Annotated in this window: 15 protein-coding genes; 7 read left to right on the top strand and 8 right to left on the bottom strand. The window is 70.6% G+C overall.

Translation table 11 applies throughout. The features are described from left to right. The first annotated feature begins 34 nt into the window (after positions 1-34). On the top strand, positions 35-1,960 hold the full coding sequence (locus KYK13_RS35170) for a sulfatase-like hydrolase/transferase (RefSeq protein WP_223638883.1): 1,926 nt from the start codon (positions 35-37) through the stop codon (positions 1,958-1,960). Here KYK13_RS35170 and KYK13_RS35165 read toward each other — a convergent pair. Together KYK13_RS35165 and KYK13_RS35160 are read right to left on the bottom strand one after the other, a co-directional pair. After that, positions 1,957-2,868, bottom strand: coding sequence for a DUF3396 domain-containing protein (locus KYK13_RS35165; RefSeq protein ID WP_223638881.1), 912 nt, complete (start codon positions 2,866-2,868; stop codon positions 1,957-1,959). The genes KYK13_RS35170 and KYK13_RS35165 overlap by 4 nt on opposite strands. Beyond that, positions 2,868-3,584: a hypothetical protein gene (locus tag KYK13_RS35160; RefSeq protein WP_223638879.1), complete on the bottom strand. Its 717-nt coding sequence runs from the start codon at positions 3,582-3,584 to the stop codon at positions 2,868-2,870. The genes KYK13_RS35165 and KYK13_RS35160 overlap by 1 nt, the downstream gene beginning before the upstream one ends. 300 nt (positions 3,585-3,884) lie before the next feature. Between KYK13_RS35160 and KYK13_RS35155 the strand changes: the two genes are divergently transcribed. Beyond that, the gene (locus KYK13_RS35155) at positions 3,885-5,654 is read left to right on the top strand and encodes a DUF4157 domain-containing protein (protein ID WP_223638877.1); all 1,770 of its coding nucleotides are present in this window, start codon (positions 3,885-3,887) and stop codon (positions 5,652-5,654) included. A gap of 10 nt (positions 5,655-5,664) precedes the next feature. On the opposite strand, the gene yedA is transcribed toward KYK13_RS35155, so the two are convergent. Continuing rightward, the gene (gene yedA, locus KYK13_RS35150; RefSeq protein WP_223638875.1) at positions 5,665-6,642 is read right to left on the bottom strand and encodes a drug/metabolite exporter YedA; all 978 of its coding nucleotides are present in this window, start codon (positions 6,640-6,642) and stop codon (positions 5,665-5,667) included. A 124-nt stretch (positions 6,643-6,766) separates the two neighbouring features. On the opposite strand from yedA, the gene hrcA reads away from it, so the two are divergent. Then, complete coding sequence (gene hrcA / locus KYK13_RS35145) at positions 6,767-7,798, top strand: heat-inducible transcriptional repressor HrcA (RefSeq protein WP_223638873.1); 1,032 nt, start codon at positions 6,767-6,769, stop codon at positions 7,796-7,798. Between the two features lie 8 nt (positions 7,799-7,806). Here hrcA and KYK13_RS35140 read toward each other — a convergent pair whose 3' ends face one another. Further along, the gene (locus KYK13_RS35140) at positions 7,807-8,715 is read right to left on the bottom strand and encodes a lipid kinase (RefSeq protein WP_370645220.1); all 909 of its coding nucleotides are present in this window, start codon (positions 8,713-8,715) and stop codon (positions 7,807-7,809) included. 310 nt (positions 8,716-9,025) lie between these two features. Here KYK13_RS35140 and KYK13_RS35135 point away from each other — a divergent pair, with 310 nt between their 5' ends. Beyond that, on the top strand, positions 9,026-9,484 hold the full coding sequence (locus tag KYK13_RS35135; RefSeq protein WP_223638871.1) for a transcriptional regulator: 459 nt from the start codon (positions 9,026-9,028) through the stop codon (positions 9,482-9,484). An 80-nt stretch (positions 9,485-9,564) separates the two neighbouring features. Here the strand turns inward: KYK13_RS35135 and KYK13_RS35130 are convergent, their stop codons facing one another. The 3 genes from KYK13_RS35130 to KYK13_RS35120 form a co-directional block, all read right to left on the bottom strand. Beyond that, the gene (locus KYK13_RS35130) at positions 9,565-10,278 is read right to left on the bottom strand and encodes an HAD family hydrolase (protein WP_223638868.1); all 714 of its coding nucleotides are present in this window, start codon (positions 10,276-10,278) and stop codon (positions 9,565-9,567) included. A 47-nt stretch (positions 10,279-10,325) separates the two neighbouring features. Continuing rightward, the gene (locus KYK13_RS35125; RefSeq protein ID WP_223638864.1) at positions 10,326-11,147 is read right to left on the bottom strand and encodes a hypothetical protein; all 822 of its coding nucleotides are present in this window, start codon (positions 11,145-11,147) and stop codon (positions 10,326-10,328) included. An 84-nt stretch (positions 11,148-11,231) separates the two neighbouring features. Next, entirely contained in the window at positions 11,232-11,579 is a 348-nt protein-coding gene (locus KYK13_RS35120) for a hypothetical protein (RefSeq protein ID WP_223638860.1), read from the bottom strand. A gap of 215 nt (positions 11,580-11,794) precedes the next feature. Between KYK13_RS35120 and KYK13_RS35115 the strand changes: the two genes are divergently transcribed. The 3 genes from KYK13_RS35115 (at position 11,795) to KYK13_RS35105 (ending at position 15,703) form a co-directional block, all read left to right on the top strand. Then, positions 11,795-12,796, top strand: a complete 1,002-nt coding sequence (locus KYK13_RS35115) for a site-2 protease family protein (protein WP_223638857.1) — start codon at positions 11,795-11,797, stop codon at positions 12,794-12,796. After that, complete coding sequence (locus KYK13_RS35110) at positions 12,793-13,569, top strand: hypothetical protein (protein ID WP_223638854.1); 777 nt, start codon at positions 12,793-12,795, stop codon at positions 13,567-13,569. The genes KYK13_RS35115 and KYK13_RS35110 overlap by 4 nt, the downstream gene beginning before the upstream one ends. Before the next feature lie 136 nt (positions 13,570-13,705). Then, the gene (locus tag KYK13_RS35105) at positions 13,706-15,703 is read left to right on the top strand and encodes an ATP-dependent DNA helicase (protein ID WP_223638851.1); all 1,998 of its coding nucleotides are present in this window, start codon (positions 13,706-13,708) and stop codon (positions 15,701-15,703) included. On the opposite strand, the gene KYK13_RS35100 is transcribed toward KYK13_RS35105, so the two are convergent. Further along, complete coding sequence (locus tag KYK13_RS35100; RefSeq protein WP_223638847.1) at positions 15,657-17,834, bottom strand: TonB-dependent receptor; 2,178 nt, start codon at positions 17,832-17,834, stop codon at positions 15,657-15,659. The genes KYK13_RS35105 and KYK13_RS35100 overlap by 47 nt on opposite strands. Positions 17,835-17,874: the final 40 nt, after the last annotated feature.

Raw genomic sequence — 17,874 nt, 5'->3', positions numbered from 1 at the left:
GGCCCCTGGTATGGCGCGTGCTGGGGGGCGGGGCATGTCCTCGTCCTCGCGACCCAACATCCTCATCCTGACGGTTGATCAGCTGCAGTTCCCCCGCTTCGCCTACGGGCCGGAGGGCGGCTTCCTGCCGTCGCTCAAGGACATCCTGGGCTTCGTGGACGAGGGCGCGGAGGACAACCCGTTCCGGAAGTTCTTCCCCGGCTTCGCGGCGCTGCGGAGGAACGCGGCGGTGTTCCGCAACCACACCATCGCGGCGTCGGCGTGCACTCCCAGCCGCGCGGTCATCTACACGGGGCAGTACGGCACGCGCACGGGCGTCACGCAGACGGATGGCCTGTTCAAGAGCGGTGACGCGGCGGCCTTCCCGTGGCTGTCGGCGGAGGGGATTCCGACGCTGGGGCACTGGTTCCAGAAGGCGGGCTACCACACGCACTACTTCGGCAAGTGGCACGTGAGCAATCCGCCGGAGCACTCGTTGAAGCGGTACGGCTTTGACGACTGGGAGCTGTCGTATCCGGAGCCGCACGGGGCCTCCCTCAACAACCTGGGGGCGTTCCGTGACGAGGGCTTCGCGGACCTGACGTGCGGCTTCCTGCGGCGGATGGCGCTGGGGGAGCCGTACAACCGGGCGCTGTCGGAGCAGTCGTACGCGGCGCCCAGGGCCGCCGCGCCGAGTGGTGAGGCCCAGCCGTGGCTGGCGGTGGCGTCGTTCACCAACCCGCACGACATCGCGACGTATCCCATCCTGCCGAGGCAGTTGGATCCCGGGGCGCCCAAGCTGGGGCCGCTGACGGTGCCGGCGGAGGGGGCGCGGTCGGTGACGCCCACGGCGGGGACGTTCACGGTGCCGCTGAACCCGTTGGGGTTCCCGCAGGAGAGCGCGAAGGTGCCGACGAACCTGCGCGACACGCTGAAGAACAAGCCGGACTGCCAGCGGGACTACGCGTACAAGATGGGGCTCGCGCTGTCGTCGAAGACGGGGCTGACGTTGCACCAGGCGAACGAGAACATCGACCCGGTGACGGTGACGTTGAACGCGGGCATCCCGTTCCAGCTGACGCACGACCCGGAGAAGGCGGCGGAGCGCTTCCAGCAGTACTACGCGTGGCTCATCCACCTGGTGGACGGGCACATCGAGCGGGTGTTGCGGACGCTGGACGAGACGGGGCTCCGGGAGAACACGGTGGTGGTGTTCCTCTCCGACCACGGAGAGTACGGCGCGGCGCACGGCTACCTGATGGAGAAGTGGCACGCGTCCTACCAGGAGGCGCTGCACGTGCCGCTGGTGGTGCAGTTCCCCAAGGCACAGCCGACGCGACACATCGACGCGCTGACGAGCCACGTGGACATCGTGCCCACGGTGCTGGGGCTGGCGGGGATTTCCCGGGAGGAGCAGGGGGAGATCCGCACGGACCTGCGGCTGCACCGTCCGGTGCCGCCGTTCGTGGGCGCGGACCTGAGCCCGCTGGCGAGGGGCGAGACGACCACGGTGCTGGAGCCCAACGGCACGCCGCGAGAGGGCGTCCTCTTCATCACGGACGACGAAATCACGGAGCCGCTGCCGCGCACGGGCGACCCGCACCAGCTGCACGACGACGCGCTGTTCTCCGTGTACACGCGAGCGGTGGAGCGGCTGCGGGAGCAGGGCAAGGTGCCCGGGTTGAGGCCCGGAGCGGTGTGCCAGCCCAACCACGTCCGCTGCGTGCGCACGCCCCGCTGGAAGCTGGCGAGGACGTGGGACCCGTCCGGGGAGCACGCGGACCAGTGGGAGCTGTACGACCTGGAGACGGACCCGCTGGAGCTGGAGAACCTGCTCGTCTACGACCAGCCGTTCCCGACGCTGGTGGCGTCACTGCCGCGAGGCTTGTCCCGCGTGGAGGTGGAGGAGGCGGCGCGCACGACGCATGCGCTGCTGGCGCGGTACGAGGCGGAGAAGCTGTCTGCGTGGCCGCAGGGTTAGAGGAACCGGCGGATCCACCGGTTCATGTCCTGCTGGTAGGGGAGGAGCGCTTCGCCTTCGTATTGGAAGAGGAAGGGCTCCATCCGCTGGGCCAGTGCGCGGTACTGCGGGGGGATGGGCTTCGTCCGTGTATCGATGGGGTCAGGCCATTCGTCCAGGGTGACGAGCACGCGGTCGCCATCCATGGGGAGCAGCGAGACCTCCGGGAAGGGGAGCGCGTCCCGGAGCGCGTCGATGCCGCCGAGTTGTCCCAGCAGGGGTTGGCCCAGGAAGGTGAGCCAGGCGGGGGCGAGGGCTCGGGTTCCCAGGTCGGAACTCAATCTCATGGCCCGAGGAGCATCCAGACCCGCGTACCGCGCGAGGAGTGCTTCGGTGATGTCCCAATCCGCTGAAGCCCAGGAGCCCTGTGTCGAGACAAGAGCAAAGCTGGCGTAACCGAAGTTGAGGGGCAGCTCACGAGCCAGCTCAAGTGCCAGGGAGCGAAGGCGGACCGCACCGTGCTCCACGAGGTACTCCGTGGGGAACGTGAACGACAGGGTGGTGGCAGGAGCATCATGGAAGGGGCTGTCGAGCCTTCGTCCGTAGTATTCGACCTGGTAGCTCCCTGCTTCGCTGGGGCTCTCCCTCAGCTCCACGGTCCGGCTCCCTCCACCGATACGCTCGATCACAACATGGCGATTGTGTTCCCAGCCTTCGTCATCCAGCGGGACCATGTCCCCATCCGCCGACGTGTACCAATTGAGTGAGCCGGGCGGGATGGCACGGAGGTAGGCCTGGATTGAGCGCCAGATCGCGGGCCCTACCTCCGAGTGATCACGATGGATGAAGAAGGCCATCACGATGCCATCTCGCCCAGCGAGCCAGTTGCCTTTGTCGCGAAGTCGAATGGCTGGAAAGATGGGTTTCATCACTTGGACTCCACGCCTGATTTGGGCGACACGAGCAGGGCCTGTCCACCCAGTGCCTTCTCGTAGATTTCCCCTTGGGACTCATAGGCATAGGGGCTGTTGCTTCCATACTCGGCCCACCGAGGTGGATTGCTGTCCGGACACGGGAACTTGAAGTCCAGGGTGAGCACGGACTTCAGCAGCAGGTTGCGGTTCTCGTGAAGCACGATGTCCGGCTTGATGGTCCCCCGGAGTTCGTCGGTGCAGCCATCGGCGATGAGGCGCGCTTCCTTCTCCTTGCTGATGCTCTCCACCATCCGGGCATTCGGGTAGTAGCGGTAGCGCTGTTCGATGCTGAAGGGAGCGGGCCACAGCTTCTTCAACACCTGCTCGGCGCACTGGAGCGCGAGCACGTGCTTCTGCTTTCCCAACTGCATGGCCCGGGTCACGGGATTGCCGCAGCGGTCCTTCTCGACGACCTCGGCGCACTCCTGCCGCGTCGGAGGCCGCCCCTCGAAGTAGCGCGTGTTCCCCAACTGCTCGGCTTGCAGCGCGCATGCGGCGAGCTGCCTCTCGAGCTCATCCGCATCGTGGTCCTGCTGCATCATCAGCGCGAGCATGGCTGGCGGAATGGCTCGAATCAGCGGGGAGGCGATGGCCTGGGTCGCGGCCCGCGCGGACGCCTGCTCCGCCAGATACGCCGCATACCGCGCCTTCGCGGCGGTGTCCGAATCCACGAACCCCAGCTCCCCATGCCGGGAATGATGCTGCCCTCCCGCACAGGCCGTGAGCACCGCGCAAAACATCCACAGACCCGTCACGGGACGCACGCACCCGACTCTATTGCCTCCTCCGACTTCGATGATGTCCATGATGGGGGGAGTCACTTGGATTCCAAGGACTCTGGGCCGCGTGCGGCCTGTCTTCAGCGGCTCGCGTGCGCTGGGCCCCCCTGGGTGTAGTAGACCCTTCACGGGACCCGCACCGATACATGGGGAGCACGAAAATTGGATGCTCGGCACCGTTGGATTTCCCCCGTGCTCCTGGAGCAGGCCTGCGCTCGGGGCTGGGCACTCCCAAGAGAGGTGCGTGTCCGGTTCGAGCGCGCCTTCGGAGCCGAGCTGAGCGCCGTACGCCTGCACGAGCATCCCCTCGTCGCGAGGCTGGGGGCCCAGGCCCTTTGCTGGGGCGAGCGGATCCTCTTCGCTCCGGGTGCACTCGAACTCGACGCTGCTCGCGGAGGCCGGATCCTCGCGCATGAGCTGGTGCATGTGCTGCAACAGCGCGCGGGGCGTGTCCCTCACGGGCGCGGCGGGACCCGGCTGCTCGTGGATGGGGCCCTGGAAGCAGAGGCCGAGGCCCTGGCGGCACAGGCCCTCTCGGGTGCGCCTGCGCACCTCGCGGCTTCCTGGCCGGGCGCGGGCCGGTGGACCTCGCCCACACCCGCGCTCCAGGCGTACCACGTCATCCAGAACGCCCAGCTCGGCGCCCAGGATGTCGATCTCCACAACGCCACCTTCGAGACGCAGCGGGACGGAGTGCGGCTCCACCCCTACCCGAAGACGAACGGGGACAGCTTCCTCGTCGACGCCGGGACGGTGAACGTCGTGGTGCGGCCGCACAACCAGGTCGCGCTCCGGTTCTCGGATGACAACGAGCTCGCCATCGAGGACACCGACCCTCGTCACGAGCAGGCCAAGCACTTCTTCGCCACGGACAGCGCCATCACCCGGTGCAACCGCGCGCTGAGGTCCGCGGGCTCCAGCTACCGGATCGCCAAGGTCCCCGGGCCGCGCTACCTCGAAATCGGCCCCGCCGCGCAGCCGGGCTGTCTGCCTTTCCTGCGCGGCCCGGGACCCAAGCGGCTGTTCCAGGTGGCGATGTCCGAGGATGGGCACCTCGAGCCGGCCGTGTCGCAGAACTGCAATGAGATCTCCGGCAAGGTCATGGGAGAGCAGCAGGACGCACAGCGCACCGTGAAGCTCTCGCAGTCCGGCAATCAGCTCTTCCTCAACCTGCCTCGCTGGCAGCTCGGGGGATGGGCCCCGGCCTTCCCGGCCCATGGAGACATCGCCTTCCGGCTGGCGGTCCTCATCACCACGTTCCTCTTCCATGGACAGGGAGAGGGCCCCAACGCCGCCGCGGCCCGGCAACGCGCGGTCAACGATTACCAGGTGGGCTTGCAGAACGCGCTGGCGGGCGCCAATACCCCCATTGCCCAGATGGCGGCCCTCGCGGGCTACTACGGCCCCATCGGCCGCAACTATGGCCGCCTGGTGAACCGGGTCCGTGCCCATGCCCCCATGACGCTCAACGGCGTCAACCTCAACGGGGCCACGCTCCGCACACGTTACGAGCAGCTCCTCTTCCGCCTGGGCCTCAATGCCTACGCGGATCCGCGCGTGGGCGATGCGTTCCAGACCTACTCCGTGGGCGCCATGGAGCGCTATCAGGACGCCCAGCACCGCAACTGGATGCGGATGCGGGACGAGGTGGCTCCCCGCCCGGCGGTGCCCGTTCCTCCGCCCGTCTACAGCGAGCCGGTGTGGGAGTACCACTGGGGCGGGGTCGTCGCGGAGAGCGGCGCGGACCGCATCACCTTCGAGAACTACGCCCGCAACTACGAGGATCGCCAGGGGCCCCAACTCCAGGGCGGCGAGTTCCGCGCGTTCTTCCAGATGACCCGCGTGCCCACCCAGGTCAATGATCCGCTCATCGCCCAGTCCTGGCACGAGAGCTGTTACGCCCACGGCTTCGCCAATGCCCTGACGATGTGCGTCTCCAAGCGCAGCCGCTGCGGACGCTAGCGGCTCCCGCTCACCGCTTCCCGCGGGCCAGCAGCATCACCGCGACCAGGATGGCGCTCATGGCCACCCAGGTCATGGCCCCCAGCGCCTCTCCCGCGAACACCACGCCCAGCAGCACCGCCACCGCCGGGTTCACGTACGCGTAGCTCGTCGCGAGCGACGGCCTCGCATGCCGCAGCAGATACCCATACGCGCTGAACGCCACCAGCGAACCGAACACCACCAGATACACGAACGACATCAGCGCGCGCGGTGGCACCCCGTCCGCCATCCGCTCCCCCAACGCGAAGCTCACCCCCAGCATCACCACGCCCGCGCTCAACATCTGCGTCGCCGGCGTCATCAACCCCGCGGGCATCGGCAACCGCCGGCTCCACACCGACCCGAAGGCCCACGCCATGGGCGCCACCACCACCGCCAGCGCCGCCACGCCGCCGCCCATGTCCCCGCCCAGGTTGAGCAGCGCCACCCCCGCGAACCCCAGCACCAGGCCCGCCAGTTCCGCGCGGCCCGGCCGCTGCCCGAAGGCTGCTCCGAAGATGGCCGCCCACAACGGCATGCTCCCCACCACCAGCGCCGCCACCCCGGAGGGCACCCCCAGGTTCTGCGCCAACGCGATGCCGCCGTTGCCCATCACCAGCAGCAGCACCCCCGTGACCGTGCTCGCCCCCCACTGACGCAAGCCCGGCCCCGGCTGCCCCTTCAACCGCAAACCGGCGAACAACACCCCGCCCGCGAGGAGGAAGCGCAGCCCCGCCATCCGGAACGGCGGAAAGCCCTCCAGCGCGAACCGCATCGCCAGGTAGGTCGACCCCCAGATGACGTACAGCGCGAAGAGGCTGAACAGCAGGCGGCCCCGGTGGGGCACCGGGTCTGCGGCTTCGGTGGGCGCGGTCGCGGTCGTCACGGCGGCGGCCTTGTAGTCCCCACCACCCTCCAGGGCGATGTGCGCTTTGCCGTACCCGTCCCCTCGGGCAGGAAGACCCATGCCCGCCTGCCTGCCCTCCCTCACGGCCCTCCCAATTGAATGCCCCGGGCGTCCCTTTTAGAATTCTACAGGAGGCACGGAGGTCCGGAGGACGGGCCCAGGGCCTTCCGGAGCGTGAGCGGGAATGCCCGACGAGTTGGGTGAGCGTGAGAAGGAAGTCCTCCGGGCCGTGGTGCAGGAGTACATCACCACGGGCGGCCCGGTCGGCAGTCAGCAGCTGACGCGGCGCGGAGAGTTCGACGTGTCCTCCGCGACCATGCGCAACGTGCTCGCCGACCTGGAGGCCCTGGGCTTCCTGGAGAAGCCCCACACCTCCGCCGGCCGCGTGCCCACCGACCGCGGCTACCGCTTCTACGTGGACACCCTGGTGAAGCTGCGCGACCCCGCTCCGCGCGACCGCGAGCTCATCCACGCCGGCCTCATCCATGAGTCCAGCCTGGACGAGGTGCTGTCGGAGGCCAGCCGCGTGCTGCACTCGCTCACGCGCCACGCGGGCGTCGTCCTCACGCCCCGCCCCGACGCCGCCGTGTTCCAGCGCATCGAGTTCCTGCGCCTGCGCGAGAACCGCGTGCTGGCCATCCTCGTGGGCCAGAACGGCCAGGTGCACAACAAGGCCCTCACCGTGGACTTCCCGGTGACGTCCGACGAGCTCCTCAAGGCGAGCAACTACCTCTCCGAGCTGCTCCACCAGGTGCCCCTGGAGGAGGCGCGCGAGCGCATCCGCGCGGAGATGGACCAGGAGCAGGCCCTCTACAACGCGCTGACCGCCAAGGCCCTGCGCCTGGGCGCCGCCGCCACCGACCTGCAGACGCCCGAGCGCGTGCTCATCGAAGGCACCGGCTCCTTCCTGGAGCAGCCGGAGTTCGCGGACGTGGAGCGCATCCGCGCGCTCTTCCGCGCCCTGGATGAGAAGCACAAGCTCCTGCACCTGCTGGACCGCGTGCAGCGCACCAAGGAGATGCACGTCTTCATCGGCGCGGAGAGCGAGTTCTCCGCCGCCGGTGACGTCACCGTCATCGCCAGCCCCTACGGCACGGCGGAGGCGGTCCTGGGCACCGTGGGCGTCATCGGGCCCACGCGCATGGACTACCGGCGCGTGATTCCCCTGGTGAACTTCACCGCCCAGGTGCTCTCCAGCGTGCTGGAGAAGGTGTAGCGCGGCTCCTACTGAGGCGCGGGCGCGTAGACGCGCAGCGCGGAGGGGGACAGCTCGAAGCGCATGGGCGTCATGCCCACGTTCTCCCCGTCCGCGTTCACCTCCATGGGCGGCTCTGTCTCCACCACGAGCCGGGAGGTGTGCAGGTGCACGACGGACTCGTGCTCCAGGTGCCCGCCGCTCCTCATGCCCAGCGCCACGCGCGCGAGCGTGGCCACGTCCTGCAGGTGGCCCAGCCCCGTGCGCTCGCCGCCGTCCGCCGCGGAGGGCGCGGTGATGGCGTAGACGTGGAAGCGGCGGTCGTCCAGCGTCGCGTCCGGCGCCACCATGTTGCCCGCCCCATGGTAGCGGCCGTTGCCCACCACCAGCTGGAGCGCATCCACCTCCAGCGTCTGCCCGTCCGCCTGGAGCCGGACGTGGAAGGGCTGCAGCGTGCGCATCTCCGCGGCGGCGGCCATGGGGTAGGCCAGCTTGCCGGCGCGCTGCTTCAATTCCTGCGTGAGCCGCTTCGCGATGGCGGTGGTGAGCCCCAGGCTGGCGGCGTTGAGGAAGGGCCGCCCGTTGGCGAGCCCCACGTCCACGCGCGCCGTGTAGCCCCCGGCGATGACGTCGCACGCGGCCTCCAGCGTGTCCGGGATGCCCAGGGAGCGCGCGAAGTCGTTGCCGGTGCCCAGCGGCACCACGCCCAGCGTCACGTCGTGCCCCATCAGCGCCTGCGCCGCGCAGCTGAGGGTGCCGTCGCCTCCTCCCACGAGGACGCGGCGGGCCCCCTGGGCGAGCGCCTCCTCCACGACCTTGCGCAGGCGCTTGGGCCGCGTCAGCGCATGCGCGGCCATGAGCGGGATGCCGTGGGCGGCGAGCCGCTCGCGGGCGTGCTCGAAGGCGTCGCGCCCCGAGCGCGAGCGCGTATTCACCACCAGGACCGCGGGCCCCTCGTCCAGGTGGCGAAGGCGCGGAGGCGCGTTGAGTGCGGGTTCCAGGGGAGACCTCTCTGCTTTCTGTGCGGCGCCCTCAAGCTGCGCACGAAGCCGCTCGGGCACCAGCGGGACCCGGGCGCGGAGGGCTGGGCACTGTCCATTCCCCATCCCCCGCGCGCGAAGAGGTTCCACGGGTGGACAGGGGTAGGGGGCTGACGGGTTCCCTCCCTGGGCAGGCGTGTTCACCTTCCAGGCAACGCGGACTCCATGCTCCGGACCCGCGCCGGGACATTCTCCAGGAGGGCACTGCATGGCACGTGGAAGCAAGAGCAAGTACTCGGCGAAACAGAAGCGCATGGCCGAGCACATCGAGAAGGGCTACGAGGACAAGGGCGTCAGCGAGAAGACCGCCGCGGCCCGCGCGTACGCCACCGTGAACAAGCTCACCGGGGGCGGGATGAAGGGCGGCTCCGGCAGCAAGGCGAAGGCGGCCCGCCGGCGTCCCGCGGCCCGCAAGAACGCGCGCAAGGCGGGGCGCGTGGGCGGGAAGCGCCGCGCCGCCACGGCGAAGCGGAGCTCCTCCTCCAGCCGCCGGAAGGCCGCGCCCACCCGGGCCCGGCGCACCACCCAGGGCCGCAAGTCCACCGCGCGCACCGGCACCGCCGGCAAGCGCTCCACGGCCCGCAAGAGCACCCCGGCGCGCCGCGGGACCGCTCGCAAGAGCACGGCCTCCCGTTCACGCACGAAGCGGGGCGGGGCGCGCAAGTAGCACCTGGAGGGCGATCGCCGGTGGCCACGTCTTCGTGGCCGCCGGGGCGCCTTCAGGCCGCCTTCAGCCCTTCATGGACTTCAGCGCGACTCCTCGTCCTTGGAGGTGCCCCGCGACGCCGCGTCCCACGGCCAGGCCTCCGGGTCTTCATTCAGGCGCTGCAGCAGCTCCGCGGGGTCCTTCACCAGCGTGCGGCAGCCGGCCGTGCGCAGGTCCTCCGCGCGGAAGCCGCCGCACAGCACGCCCACGGACGCCAGGTGCAGCTTGCCCGCGGCCAGCGCGTCGAAGGGCGTGTCGCCCACCACCACCACGGTGGCGGGGTCCGGCTTGTCCAGCTTCAGGAGCGCGGCCTCGAAGATGTCCGGGTGCGGCTTGCTCTTGTCGACCTCGTCCTTGTTCGTCTTCGTCTCGAACAGGCCGTCGATGCCGCACAGCTCCACGTAGCGCTTGAGCTCGTCGTCCTTGGCGCTGGAGGCCAGCGCCACCCTCCGCCCGCGCTTGCGCAGCTGCTGGAACAGCTCCTTCACGCGCGGGAAGGCGCGCACCTTGGGCAGGAACTCGCGCTTGAAGAGCGCGGCGCGGTACTCCTCCAGGTCCTTGCCGAAGCGCTCCAGCTCCTCGTCGTTGAAGAACACGGGCAGCAGCTGGTCCGCGCCCTTGCCAATCTGGCTGCGCACGTGGGCGAACGGGATGTCCCGCCCGAACTCGATGAACGACCTGCGCCAGGCCTCCGCGTGCTCGTCCACGGAGTCGATGAGCGTCCCATCCACATCGAAGATGACGTTTTCGACCATGCGCGGCAAACCTCCGCCGCCCAAGGTGGCGACGCGAGGCGGGCCGGTCAACCGCCGGAGGGAGGCTTCGGTCCACTCTCCTGCGCTTCGCTGTCCACGAGTGTCCGGGTCTGCACGCTGTATCCCTCCGGCGCGGCAGGGGTGAAGGCGTCGTTGGGCAGCGAGGTCTTCAAATCCACCTTCGACAGCACCGTCTCCCCCTGCTTCGCGTCACCCAGCCAGCGCGTGAGCCTCCTGGGCACGCACAGGCCCAGGGCCGGGTCGCAGTGCTCCTCCTCCATCCGCACCTCCCCCGACGTGCCGTCCGGCGCGCGCGTCCTCTTGGCCAGGAAGTCCAGCGAGGGCCAGCGCAGCACATAGGTCACCTCCAGACCGCCGGCCGCCTCGCCCTCCAGGGGCATGGACAGCTCCACGGCCTCCTTCGCCTGGGAAAGGCCGGTGACGCGCTTCGCCTTGGTGCTGCGCAGCAGCAGCGGCGCGCGGAAGCCCTCCGGCACGAAGGGCGTGAAGATTTCGGTGAGGAACGCGGACAGCTTCTCCGCGGAGACCTGGGACGTGAAGGTGGTGAACTGCTTCGTCGCCTCCACCTGCTCGTACAGGTGCTTGCCGTCCCACCACACCTGCCGGGCCTGGGGCGCGGACACGGTGCCGCGCATCTTCTGGGGCGCGCGGTACGCGAAGGTGAAGCCCGCGGTCACGGCGTCCCCTTCCGTCTGGGTGCCCTCCAGCTGGTAGGCCTGGAGCTTCGCGTCGCGCGCGGCCAGCTTCTCCCGCACCTGGGCCATCAGCTCCGCGTCGTTCGCGCCTCCGGACGAGGACGAACGGCAGGCGAGGACACACACGAGGGGCACGAGGAGGAGGGCGCGCATGGGAAATCCGGGGGCTGGAAATGGAAAAGGCCCCGCTGTTTCCAGGGGGCCTTCGGACTGCCTCGGTGAGGAGGCAGCTTGGGACTACTTCACCGCCACGCCGGTCGCGGAGGAGCTGGTGATGCCGATGATGGTGCCGAACAGGGCGTAGATGCCGTGACGGGGCGTGGTGCTCGCCGACTTCAGGTCCACCTTGGAGGCGCCCATGGCCTTCGCCTCGGTGATGAGGAGCTTGTTGACCACCGTGTCCAGGTCGCTCTGGACGATGTCGATGATGTGGAAGATCGCGGTCAGGCCCAGCGAGCTGCCCTGGATGACGGCCACGGCCTCACCGTTGGCGGCGATCTCGGAGCCGGAGACCACGGCGGACTCAACGCTGGTGCAGCCCACGAGGGAGGCGGCGGCGACGGCGGACAGGATGAACTTCTTCATGGTTATCTCCCCAACTGACGGTGGCTTGGACGGTGGCGGGGCGACCCCGAAGGGCGCTCCGCCGTTCGTTATGACCTCAAGCGGCGCGGTTCGTAGCAGAAGACATTTTCAAGTCAAGGACCCGGGTCGGGGTATTCCGAGTTGTGTTGGACAACTTATCCGCCGGGAGACGCGGAACAGGTCGCCCCTCTTGCGGACATGAGGCATCTTCGCGCATGCACCCGGTTTCCGTTCCGCGTCCCACCCCACCCCGCGTCTGGCTGCACCTGCTGCTGTTCGTGGTGACGCTGGGGACGACGTTCCTCGCGTACCTGCTGCTCTTCGGCCGCTCGTTCCCGTTCAGCGAAGGGGGGCTGCTGGACGAGGACCGGACGCAGGCGCTGTTCTTCAGCGCGTCGCTGCTGGCCATCCTGGGGTCGCACGAGATGGGGCACTACGTGCTCGCGCGGTGGCACCGGGTGGACACGTCCCTGCCGTACTTCATCCCGCTGCCGGTGCCGGGGAGCCTGGGCACGCTGGGCGCGGTCATCCGGCTGCGCGGGCGCATCCCCACGCGCGACGCGCTGGTGGACATTGGCGCCGCGGGGCCGCTGGCGGGCCTGGTGGTGGCGCTGCCGCTGCTCTACTGGGGGCTGCTCCACTCCACGGTGGTGGACTCGCCGCCGGTGCCGTCCTCGTTCCCTGGTGACTCGTCGCTGTGGGTGCTGGGGCAGAACCTGCTGCATTGGGTGATGGAGAAGGTGACGCAGGCGCCGCCCGCGATGGAGCCCGTCTACACGAGCCACCAGACGCTCTTCGGTGACAACCTCATCATGAAGGCGCTGACGTGGCTGGCGCTGGGGCCGGTGCCCGAGGGCAGGGACGTGGTGGTGCACCCGGTGGTGATGGCGGCGTGGTTCGGCCTGCTGGTGACGCTGCTCAACCTGCTGCCGGTGGGGCAATTGGACGGCGGGCACCTGACGTTCGCGGTGCTGGGACCCAGGGCCCGCTGGGTGGGCAAGGGCGTGGCGGGGGTGCTGCTCTTCCTCACCGTGTTCGTCACCGCGTCCTGGGGCCTGTGGCTGGTGGTGGCGAGCAAGGTCGTGGGTTTCGGCCACCCGGAGGTGGTGCGGCCGGAGGAGCCCCTGAGCCGCTCGCGCAAGGTCATCTGCGCGCTGTGCCTGCTGGCGCTGGTAGGGTGCGCGATGCCCATCCCCCTGCGCGAGGTGTGGTCATGAAGTACCAGTGCGAAAGCTGCGACCGGCTGGTGAAGGTGGAGACCTACGTCATCGAGGACGGCGTGCTGGCCGTGGTGTGCCCGGCGTGTGGGGACTGGACGCGGGCGGCGCCTTCGCTCTCCAGGCCGGCTCCCTCGGGGTCCGCTCCCGCGCGCGCGGAGGAGCCGGCTTCGCGTGGAGGCGACACCGCCGCGGTGGCGGTGCCCGCGGTGGGGCCCGCCGTGGTCCCTCCGCAGGCCGCGCGGCCCGGCGTCACCGCGCTGCGTGTGATCCGCTCCGATGCGCCCCTGGCGGCCCCGCCCGCGCTGGACGGCGACCCCTTCCAGGCGCCCGCGGGCCACTGCCCCAAGTGCGTGGCGCTCATGCGCGAAGACGCGGTGTCCTGTTCGGCGTGCGGGCTGGTCTTCGCCAACTTCATCCCGGAGGAGCATCAGCCCTCCGAGGCGCTGGCCCGGGAGTGGCATGCGCTGCTGGAGGCGTGGCACGACTGGGACGTGCACGACCGCCTGCTGTCGCAGGCGATGCTGCGGGGAGAGCTGGCCATGGTGGGCCGGCTGTACCGCATGCGGCTGGCCCGGGCCCCGAGCGACGCCCAGGCGCTGCGCGGGCGGGAGGAGGTGGTGCGCCGGGTGACGACCGCGTCGCCGCTCACCTCCGACGGGCCGTCGCCGACGACGGCGCGCAAGGTGAAGAACGTGGTGATGGGCTCGGTGCTGGTGGTGGCCCTGCTGCTCCTGCTGGTGCTCGTCCAGGTGCTGCGCGGCGCCCTCTAGGCGGGGGCTGGCTGGCCCGCTTCCCGGGCGGGCGGGGGACAGGGCCTTTCGCCTGCATCAGGGAACGCGCGGGGGACGCCGCGCGCTGTTATCCTGCGGGGCCGCCTTTTCCGTCCTCCTGCCCCCGAACCGAAGCATGTCCGCGCCCGCGCCCCGTCCTCCCTCTGTCGACAGCCTGCTGGGGCCTGGTGGCGCGCTCGAAGAGGCGCTGCCCGCGTACGAGCACCGCCCGGAGCAGCTCCAGATGGCGCGCGCCGTGGAGCGCGCCTTCTCCGAGGGCAGCTACCTGCTGGCGGAGGCCGGCACCGGCACGGGCAAGACGTTGGCCTACCTGGTGCCCGCGCTGCTGGCGGGGCGCAAGGTGGTGGTCTCCACGGCCACGAAGACGCTGCAGGACCAGGTGTTCTTCAAGGACCTGCCGCTGCTCAGCGAGAAGCTGGGGCTGCGCTTCGAGGCGGCCTACCTCAAGGGCCGCGGCAACTACCTGTGCCTGCACCGCTACGAGTCCTTCGAGAAGGACCCGCAGTTCGTCTCCAAGGAGGAGGCGAAGCAGTGGCCGCTGCTCAAGAAGTGGGTGACGCAGACGGAGACGGGGGACCGCGCGGAGCTGGACCTGCCGGAGTCGTTCGCGGCGTGGTCGCGGCTGTCCACCACGTCGGAGACGTGCCTGGGCTCGCGCTGCTCGCAGTATGAGACGTGCTTCGTCACGCGCATGCGCAAGCGCGCGGAGGCCGCGGACCTGCTGGTGGTGAACCACCACCTGTTCTTCGCGGACCTGGCGCTGCGCAGCTCCGGCAAGCGCACGGAAGGCGTGCTGCCCTTCTACGACGCGGTCATCTTCGACGAGGCGCACGCCCTGGAGGACGCGGCCAGCAGCCACTTCGGGTGCAGCGTGTCCAACTACCGGCTGGAGGAGCTGTCGCGCGACGCGGTGGCGGCCCTGCCGGCGAAGGACGAGCGGCACGCGACGCTCTCCGCGCTGGCCCAGCGGGTGCGCTCGCACTCGGACGCGCTGTTCCTCCAGGCGCCGCGCGCGCTGGGGCTGTCCAGCCAGGAGTCCACCGTGGCGCTGCGCCCGGAGACCATGGGCAAGCTGTCCGGCGCGCTGGAGCAGGTGCGCGAGGGCCTGGCCGCGCTGGCGTCCTTCGCGGGCAGCGAGCGCGAGCCGGAGCTGGCCGCCATCCACCGCCGCGCGGAGGAGATGGCGGAGCAGCTCACGTTCCTGGAGAAGTCCGAGTCCGCGGACCACGTCTACTGGGCGGAGGCGCGCGGCAAGGGGCTCTTCCTTCGCGCGAACCCCATCGACGTGGCGAAGGAGCTGCGCGACCGGCTCTACGGCGCGCTGGACACGGTGGTGTTCACCTCCGCGACGCTCGCGGCGGACGGCCGCTTCGACTTCTTCGCCAGGCGCATGGGCATGTACGACGACGAGGGCCAGCCGGTGACGCGCGTGCGCACGCTGGCGGTGCCCAGCCCGTTCGACTTCCCGCGCCAGTCCGCGCTGTACCTGCCCACGCACCTGCCGGACCCCAGCGCCCCGGGCTTCATCGAGGCGGCGGCGGAGGAGATCATCCAGCTGTGTGAGGTGACGGGCGGGCGCGCGTTCGTGCTCTTCACGTCCCTGCGCAACATGGTGCGCGCGTACGAGCTGACGGCGACGCGGCTGCCCTACCAGGCGCTCCTCCAGGGCGAGCGGCCCAAGCAGCAGCTGCTGGACGCCTTCCGCCAGACGCCCAGCGTGCTCTTCGCCGCGCACAGCTTCTGGGAGGGCGTGGACGTGCCCGGGGACGCGCTGAGCCTGGTCATCATCGACCGGCTCCCGTTCGCGTCGCCGGGCGACCCGCTGGTGGCCGCGCGCATCCGGCAGATTCAAGCGCGCGGGGAGGAGCCATTCGACCAGTACCAGCTGCCGCAGGCGGCGCTGGCGCTGCGCCAGGGCTTCGGGCGGCTCATCCGCACGCAGGCGGACCGGGGCATCGTCGCGATGCTGGACCGCCGCATCGTGACCAAGGGCTACGGCCGCGTGTTCCTCTCCAGCCTGCCGGCCGCGAAGCGGATGGAGGACACGACGGAGCTGAGCCGCTGGTTCAACGGCCCGGTGCGCCCGGTGCCGCCCGTGCGCTCGATTCGCTGAACACGTCGCGCAGGCGCAGGCCCACGCGCGCCTGGAAGGGCGGGGCCAGCGTGTCCACGCCCGCGCGGCCCGCGAGGTACCGGCGGTCGAAGAGGTTCTCCACGGCGCCGAAGGCGTCCACCTTCCAGAAGAGGTGGCGGCCCACGAACAGGTCCACCACCGCCGCGCCGCCCATGCCGCGCGTGTTGAGGTCGTCCTCGTACTGCGGGCCGAACACGCGCAGCTGCGCGGTGACGGAGACGACGGACGGGTCGTCGAAAGTCACCGCGAGCGAGCCGCGATGCCTGGGGTCCTGCGGCAGCTGGCGACCCACGAGGTCGGGCTGGCCGTGGGCGCGCGTGACGACGGGGTCCACGAAGGTGTACGCGGCGAGCGCGGTCCACCGCCGTGCCACGCGCCAGTCCGCGCCCAGCTCCACGCCGCGCACGCGGGCGCGGCCCAGGTTCTGGCGCTGGCGGGTGGAGCCGTCCGGCAGGGGCGTGGCGAGGGTGACGTTGGTGACGGGCGCGTCCAGCACGTTCCAGAAGCCGGTGACGCGGCCGGTGAGCCCGAGCGGGCCGGTGGCCTCCACTCCGGCCTCGGTGCCCCAGAGGCGTTCGGCGCCCAGGGCCGGGTTCGCGGCGGTGAGGACGGTGCCCACCTGGAAGGGGCGGTAGAGCTCGTTGAGGGTGGGGGCGCGGAAGGCGCGGTAGGCAGCGGCGCGCAGGGTGAGCCAGTCCAGCGGGCGCACGCGCGCGGCCAGGCGCGGGCTGAGCTGGCGGGCGGTGCGGGGCTCGAAGTCGGCGGCGGTGGAGGTGGCGTTCGCGAAGCTCTCCAACTGGTGGCCGTCGAAGTTGCGCCACGTGTCCCAGCGCAGCGTACCGGCGAGCTCCAGCGCGGGGGAGACGGTGTAGAGGTCCTGCACGAAGGCGCCGCCGGACACCTGCGTGCCCCGCGTGTTGCGCGCATAGACCGTCGTGTCGGTGTAGCTGAAGGGGAAGAGCAGCTCGTCGGCCTTGCCGTGCGAGCGGCGCACGTCCACGCCCGCGGCGAGCACGTGGGTCCCGCCCAGCGTCATTTCCGGGCTGGTCCACACGAGCGAGCCGCCCTGGTCGTTGGCGGGCACGTCCTGGAAGGCGGAGCGGACCTCGAAGTTCCGGTCCGGAGTGACGCGGGCGCGGTTCTGGGCGAAGTGCTGCGTGCGGCCGAAGAGGCCCAGCTCGAAGGCGCCGGCGGCGTCCGTGCGGAGGCGGGCGTTCGCGGCGAACCACGCGAGGTCCACGCTGGTGACGGTGTACCGGGTGCCACCGTTCTGCACCTCGCGGAACACGCCCGCGCGGGCGGAGAGGGAGAGGTGGTCGGTGGCGTCCGCCTCGACGCGGGCCTGGGCGCTGAAGTGGTTGGAGGGCGTGTCGCTGTCAACGCGGCCACGCTGGCTCTCCGGGACGATGCGATAGCCGTTGCTGGTGAGGCCCTCGACCTCCAGCGACGCGCCCACGCGGCCCCAGCGGTCCGCGATGCGAGCGGCGGCGAAGCCGGTGCCCAGGTTGCCCGCGGACAGGTCGACGTCGAGCACCGGGCCGGTGATGGGACGGGAGAAGAGCTGCACCACGCCGCCCAGCGCGGCGCTGCCATAGAGCGCGGAGCCGCCGGTGGGGACGACCTCGACGTGGTCCAGGCCCAGGCGGGGCAGGGCGCGCCAGAAGACCCAGCCGCCGTAGGGGTCGTTGAAGGGGAGTCCGTCCAACAGCACCAGCCCGCGAGCCACGCCCGAGGGCGCGAGCCCGCGCAGGTTGAGCCCCTGCGCGGTGGGGTCCGCGACGAGCGACGGCGTGCGGCGGAAGGTGGCCGCGGACGGCAGCGTCCGGATGAGCGCGTCCTGCGTGAGCGTGGGGCTGCGTTCGATCTCCGCGCGAGGAATCACCACCGTGGTGGCGGGCACGTCGCGCAGGGGACGCGGCAGGCGCGTCGCGGTGACGACCGTGCTCTTTCCGGTGTCGGGAGGCGCGTCGGAGCCGGGCGATTCCGCGGTGGCCCGGGCCGGTGTCTCATCCGGGGGCGCCGTCTGCGCGGTGGACACGCCGGGCAGCAGCAACGCCAATCCAAGACGGCAGGGGAACGACAGACGGAAAGCGGCGCGCGGTCCAGGCATCGCGCTCCGCTCTACTGGATGTCGGGCTTCCACGCGAGCA

It is taken from the genome of Corallococcus sp. EGB, from assembly GCF_019968905.1.
In the GTDB taxonomy this organism is placed as follows: domain Bacteria; phylum Myxococcota; class Myxococcia; order Myxococcales; family Myxococcaceae; genus Corallococcus.
The sequence above is the reverse complement of the archived record's forward strand: the minus strand, read 5'-3'. Positions and strand labels throughout refer to the sequence as shown.

Excerpts from the sequence above, each read along its gene's own strand:
- KYK13_RS35130 (WP_223638868.1), bottom strand. The coding sequence starts at position 10,278 with ATGGTCGAAAACGTCATCTTCGATGTGGATGGGACGCTCATCGACTCC.
- KYK13_RS35170 (WP_223638883.1), top strand. The coding sequence starts at position 35 with ATGTCCTCGTCCTCGCGACCCAACATCCTCATCCTGACGGTTGATCAG.
- KYK13_RS35100 (WP_223638847.1), bottom strand. The coding sequence starts at position 17,834 with ATGCCTGGACCGCGCGCCGCTTTCCGTCTGTCGTTCCCCTGCCGTCTT.
- yedA (WP_223638875.1), bottom strand. The coding sequence starts at position 6,642 with ATGGGTCTTCCTGCCCGAGGGGACGGGTACGGCAAAGCGCACATCGCC.
- KYK13_RS35120 (WP_223638860.1), bottom strand. The coding sequence starts at position 11,579 with ATGAAGAAGTTCATCCTGTCCGCCGTCGCCGCCGCCTCCCTCGTGGGC.
- KYK13_RS35125 (WP_223638864.1), bottom strand. The coding sequence starts at position 11,147 with ATGCGCGCCCTCCTCCTCGTGCCCCTCGTGTGTGTCCTCGCCTGCCGT.
- KYK13_RS35135 (WP_223638871.1), top strand. The coding sequence starts at position 9,026 with ATGGCACGTGGAAGCAAGAGCAAGTACTCGGCGAAACAGAAGCGCATG.
- KYK13_RS35105 (WP_223638851.1), top strand. The coding sequence starts at position 13,706 with ATGTCCGCGCCCGCGCCCCGTCCTCCCTCTGTCGACAGCCTGCTGGGG.
- KYK13_RS35115 (WP_223638857.1), top strand. The coding sequence starts at position 11,795 with ATGCACCCGGTTTCCGTTCCGCGTCCCACCCCACCCCGCGTCTGGCTG.
- KYK13_RS35110 (WP_223638854.1), top strand. The coding sequence starts at position 12,793 with ATGAAGTACCAGTGCGAAAGCTGCGACCGGCTGGTGAAGGTGGAGACC.
- KYK13_RS35165 (WP_223638881.1), bottom strand. The coding sequence starts at position 2,868 with ATGAAACCCATCTTTCCAGCCATTCGACTTCGCGACAAAGGCAACTGG.
- hrcA (WP_223638873.1), top strand. The coding sequence starts at position 6,767 with ATGCCCGACGAGTTGGGTGAGCGTGAGAAGGAAGTCCTCCGGGCCGTG.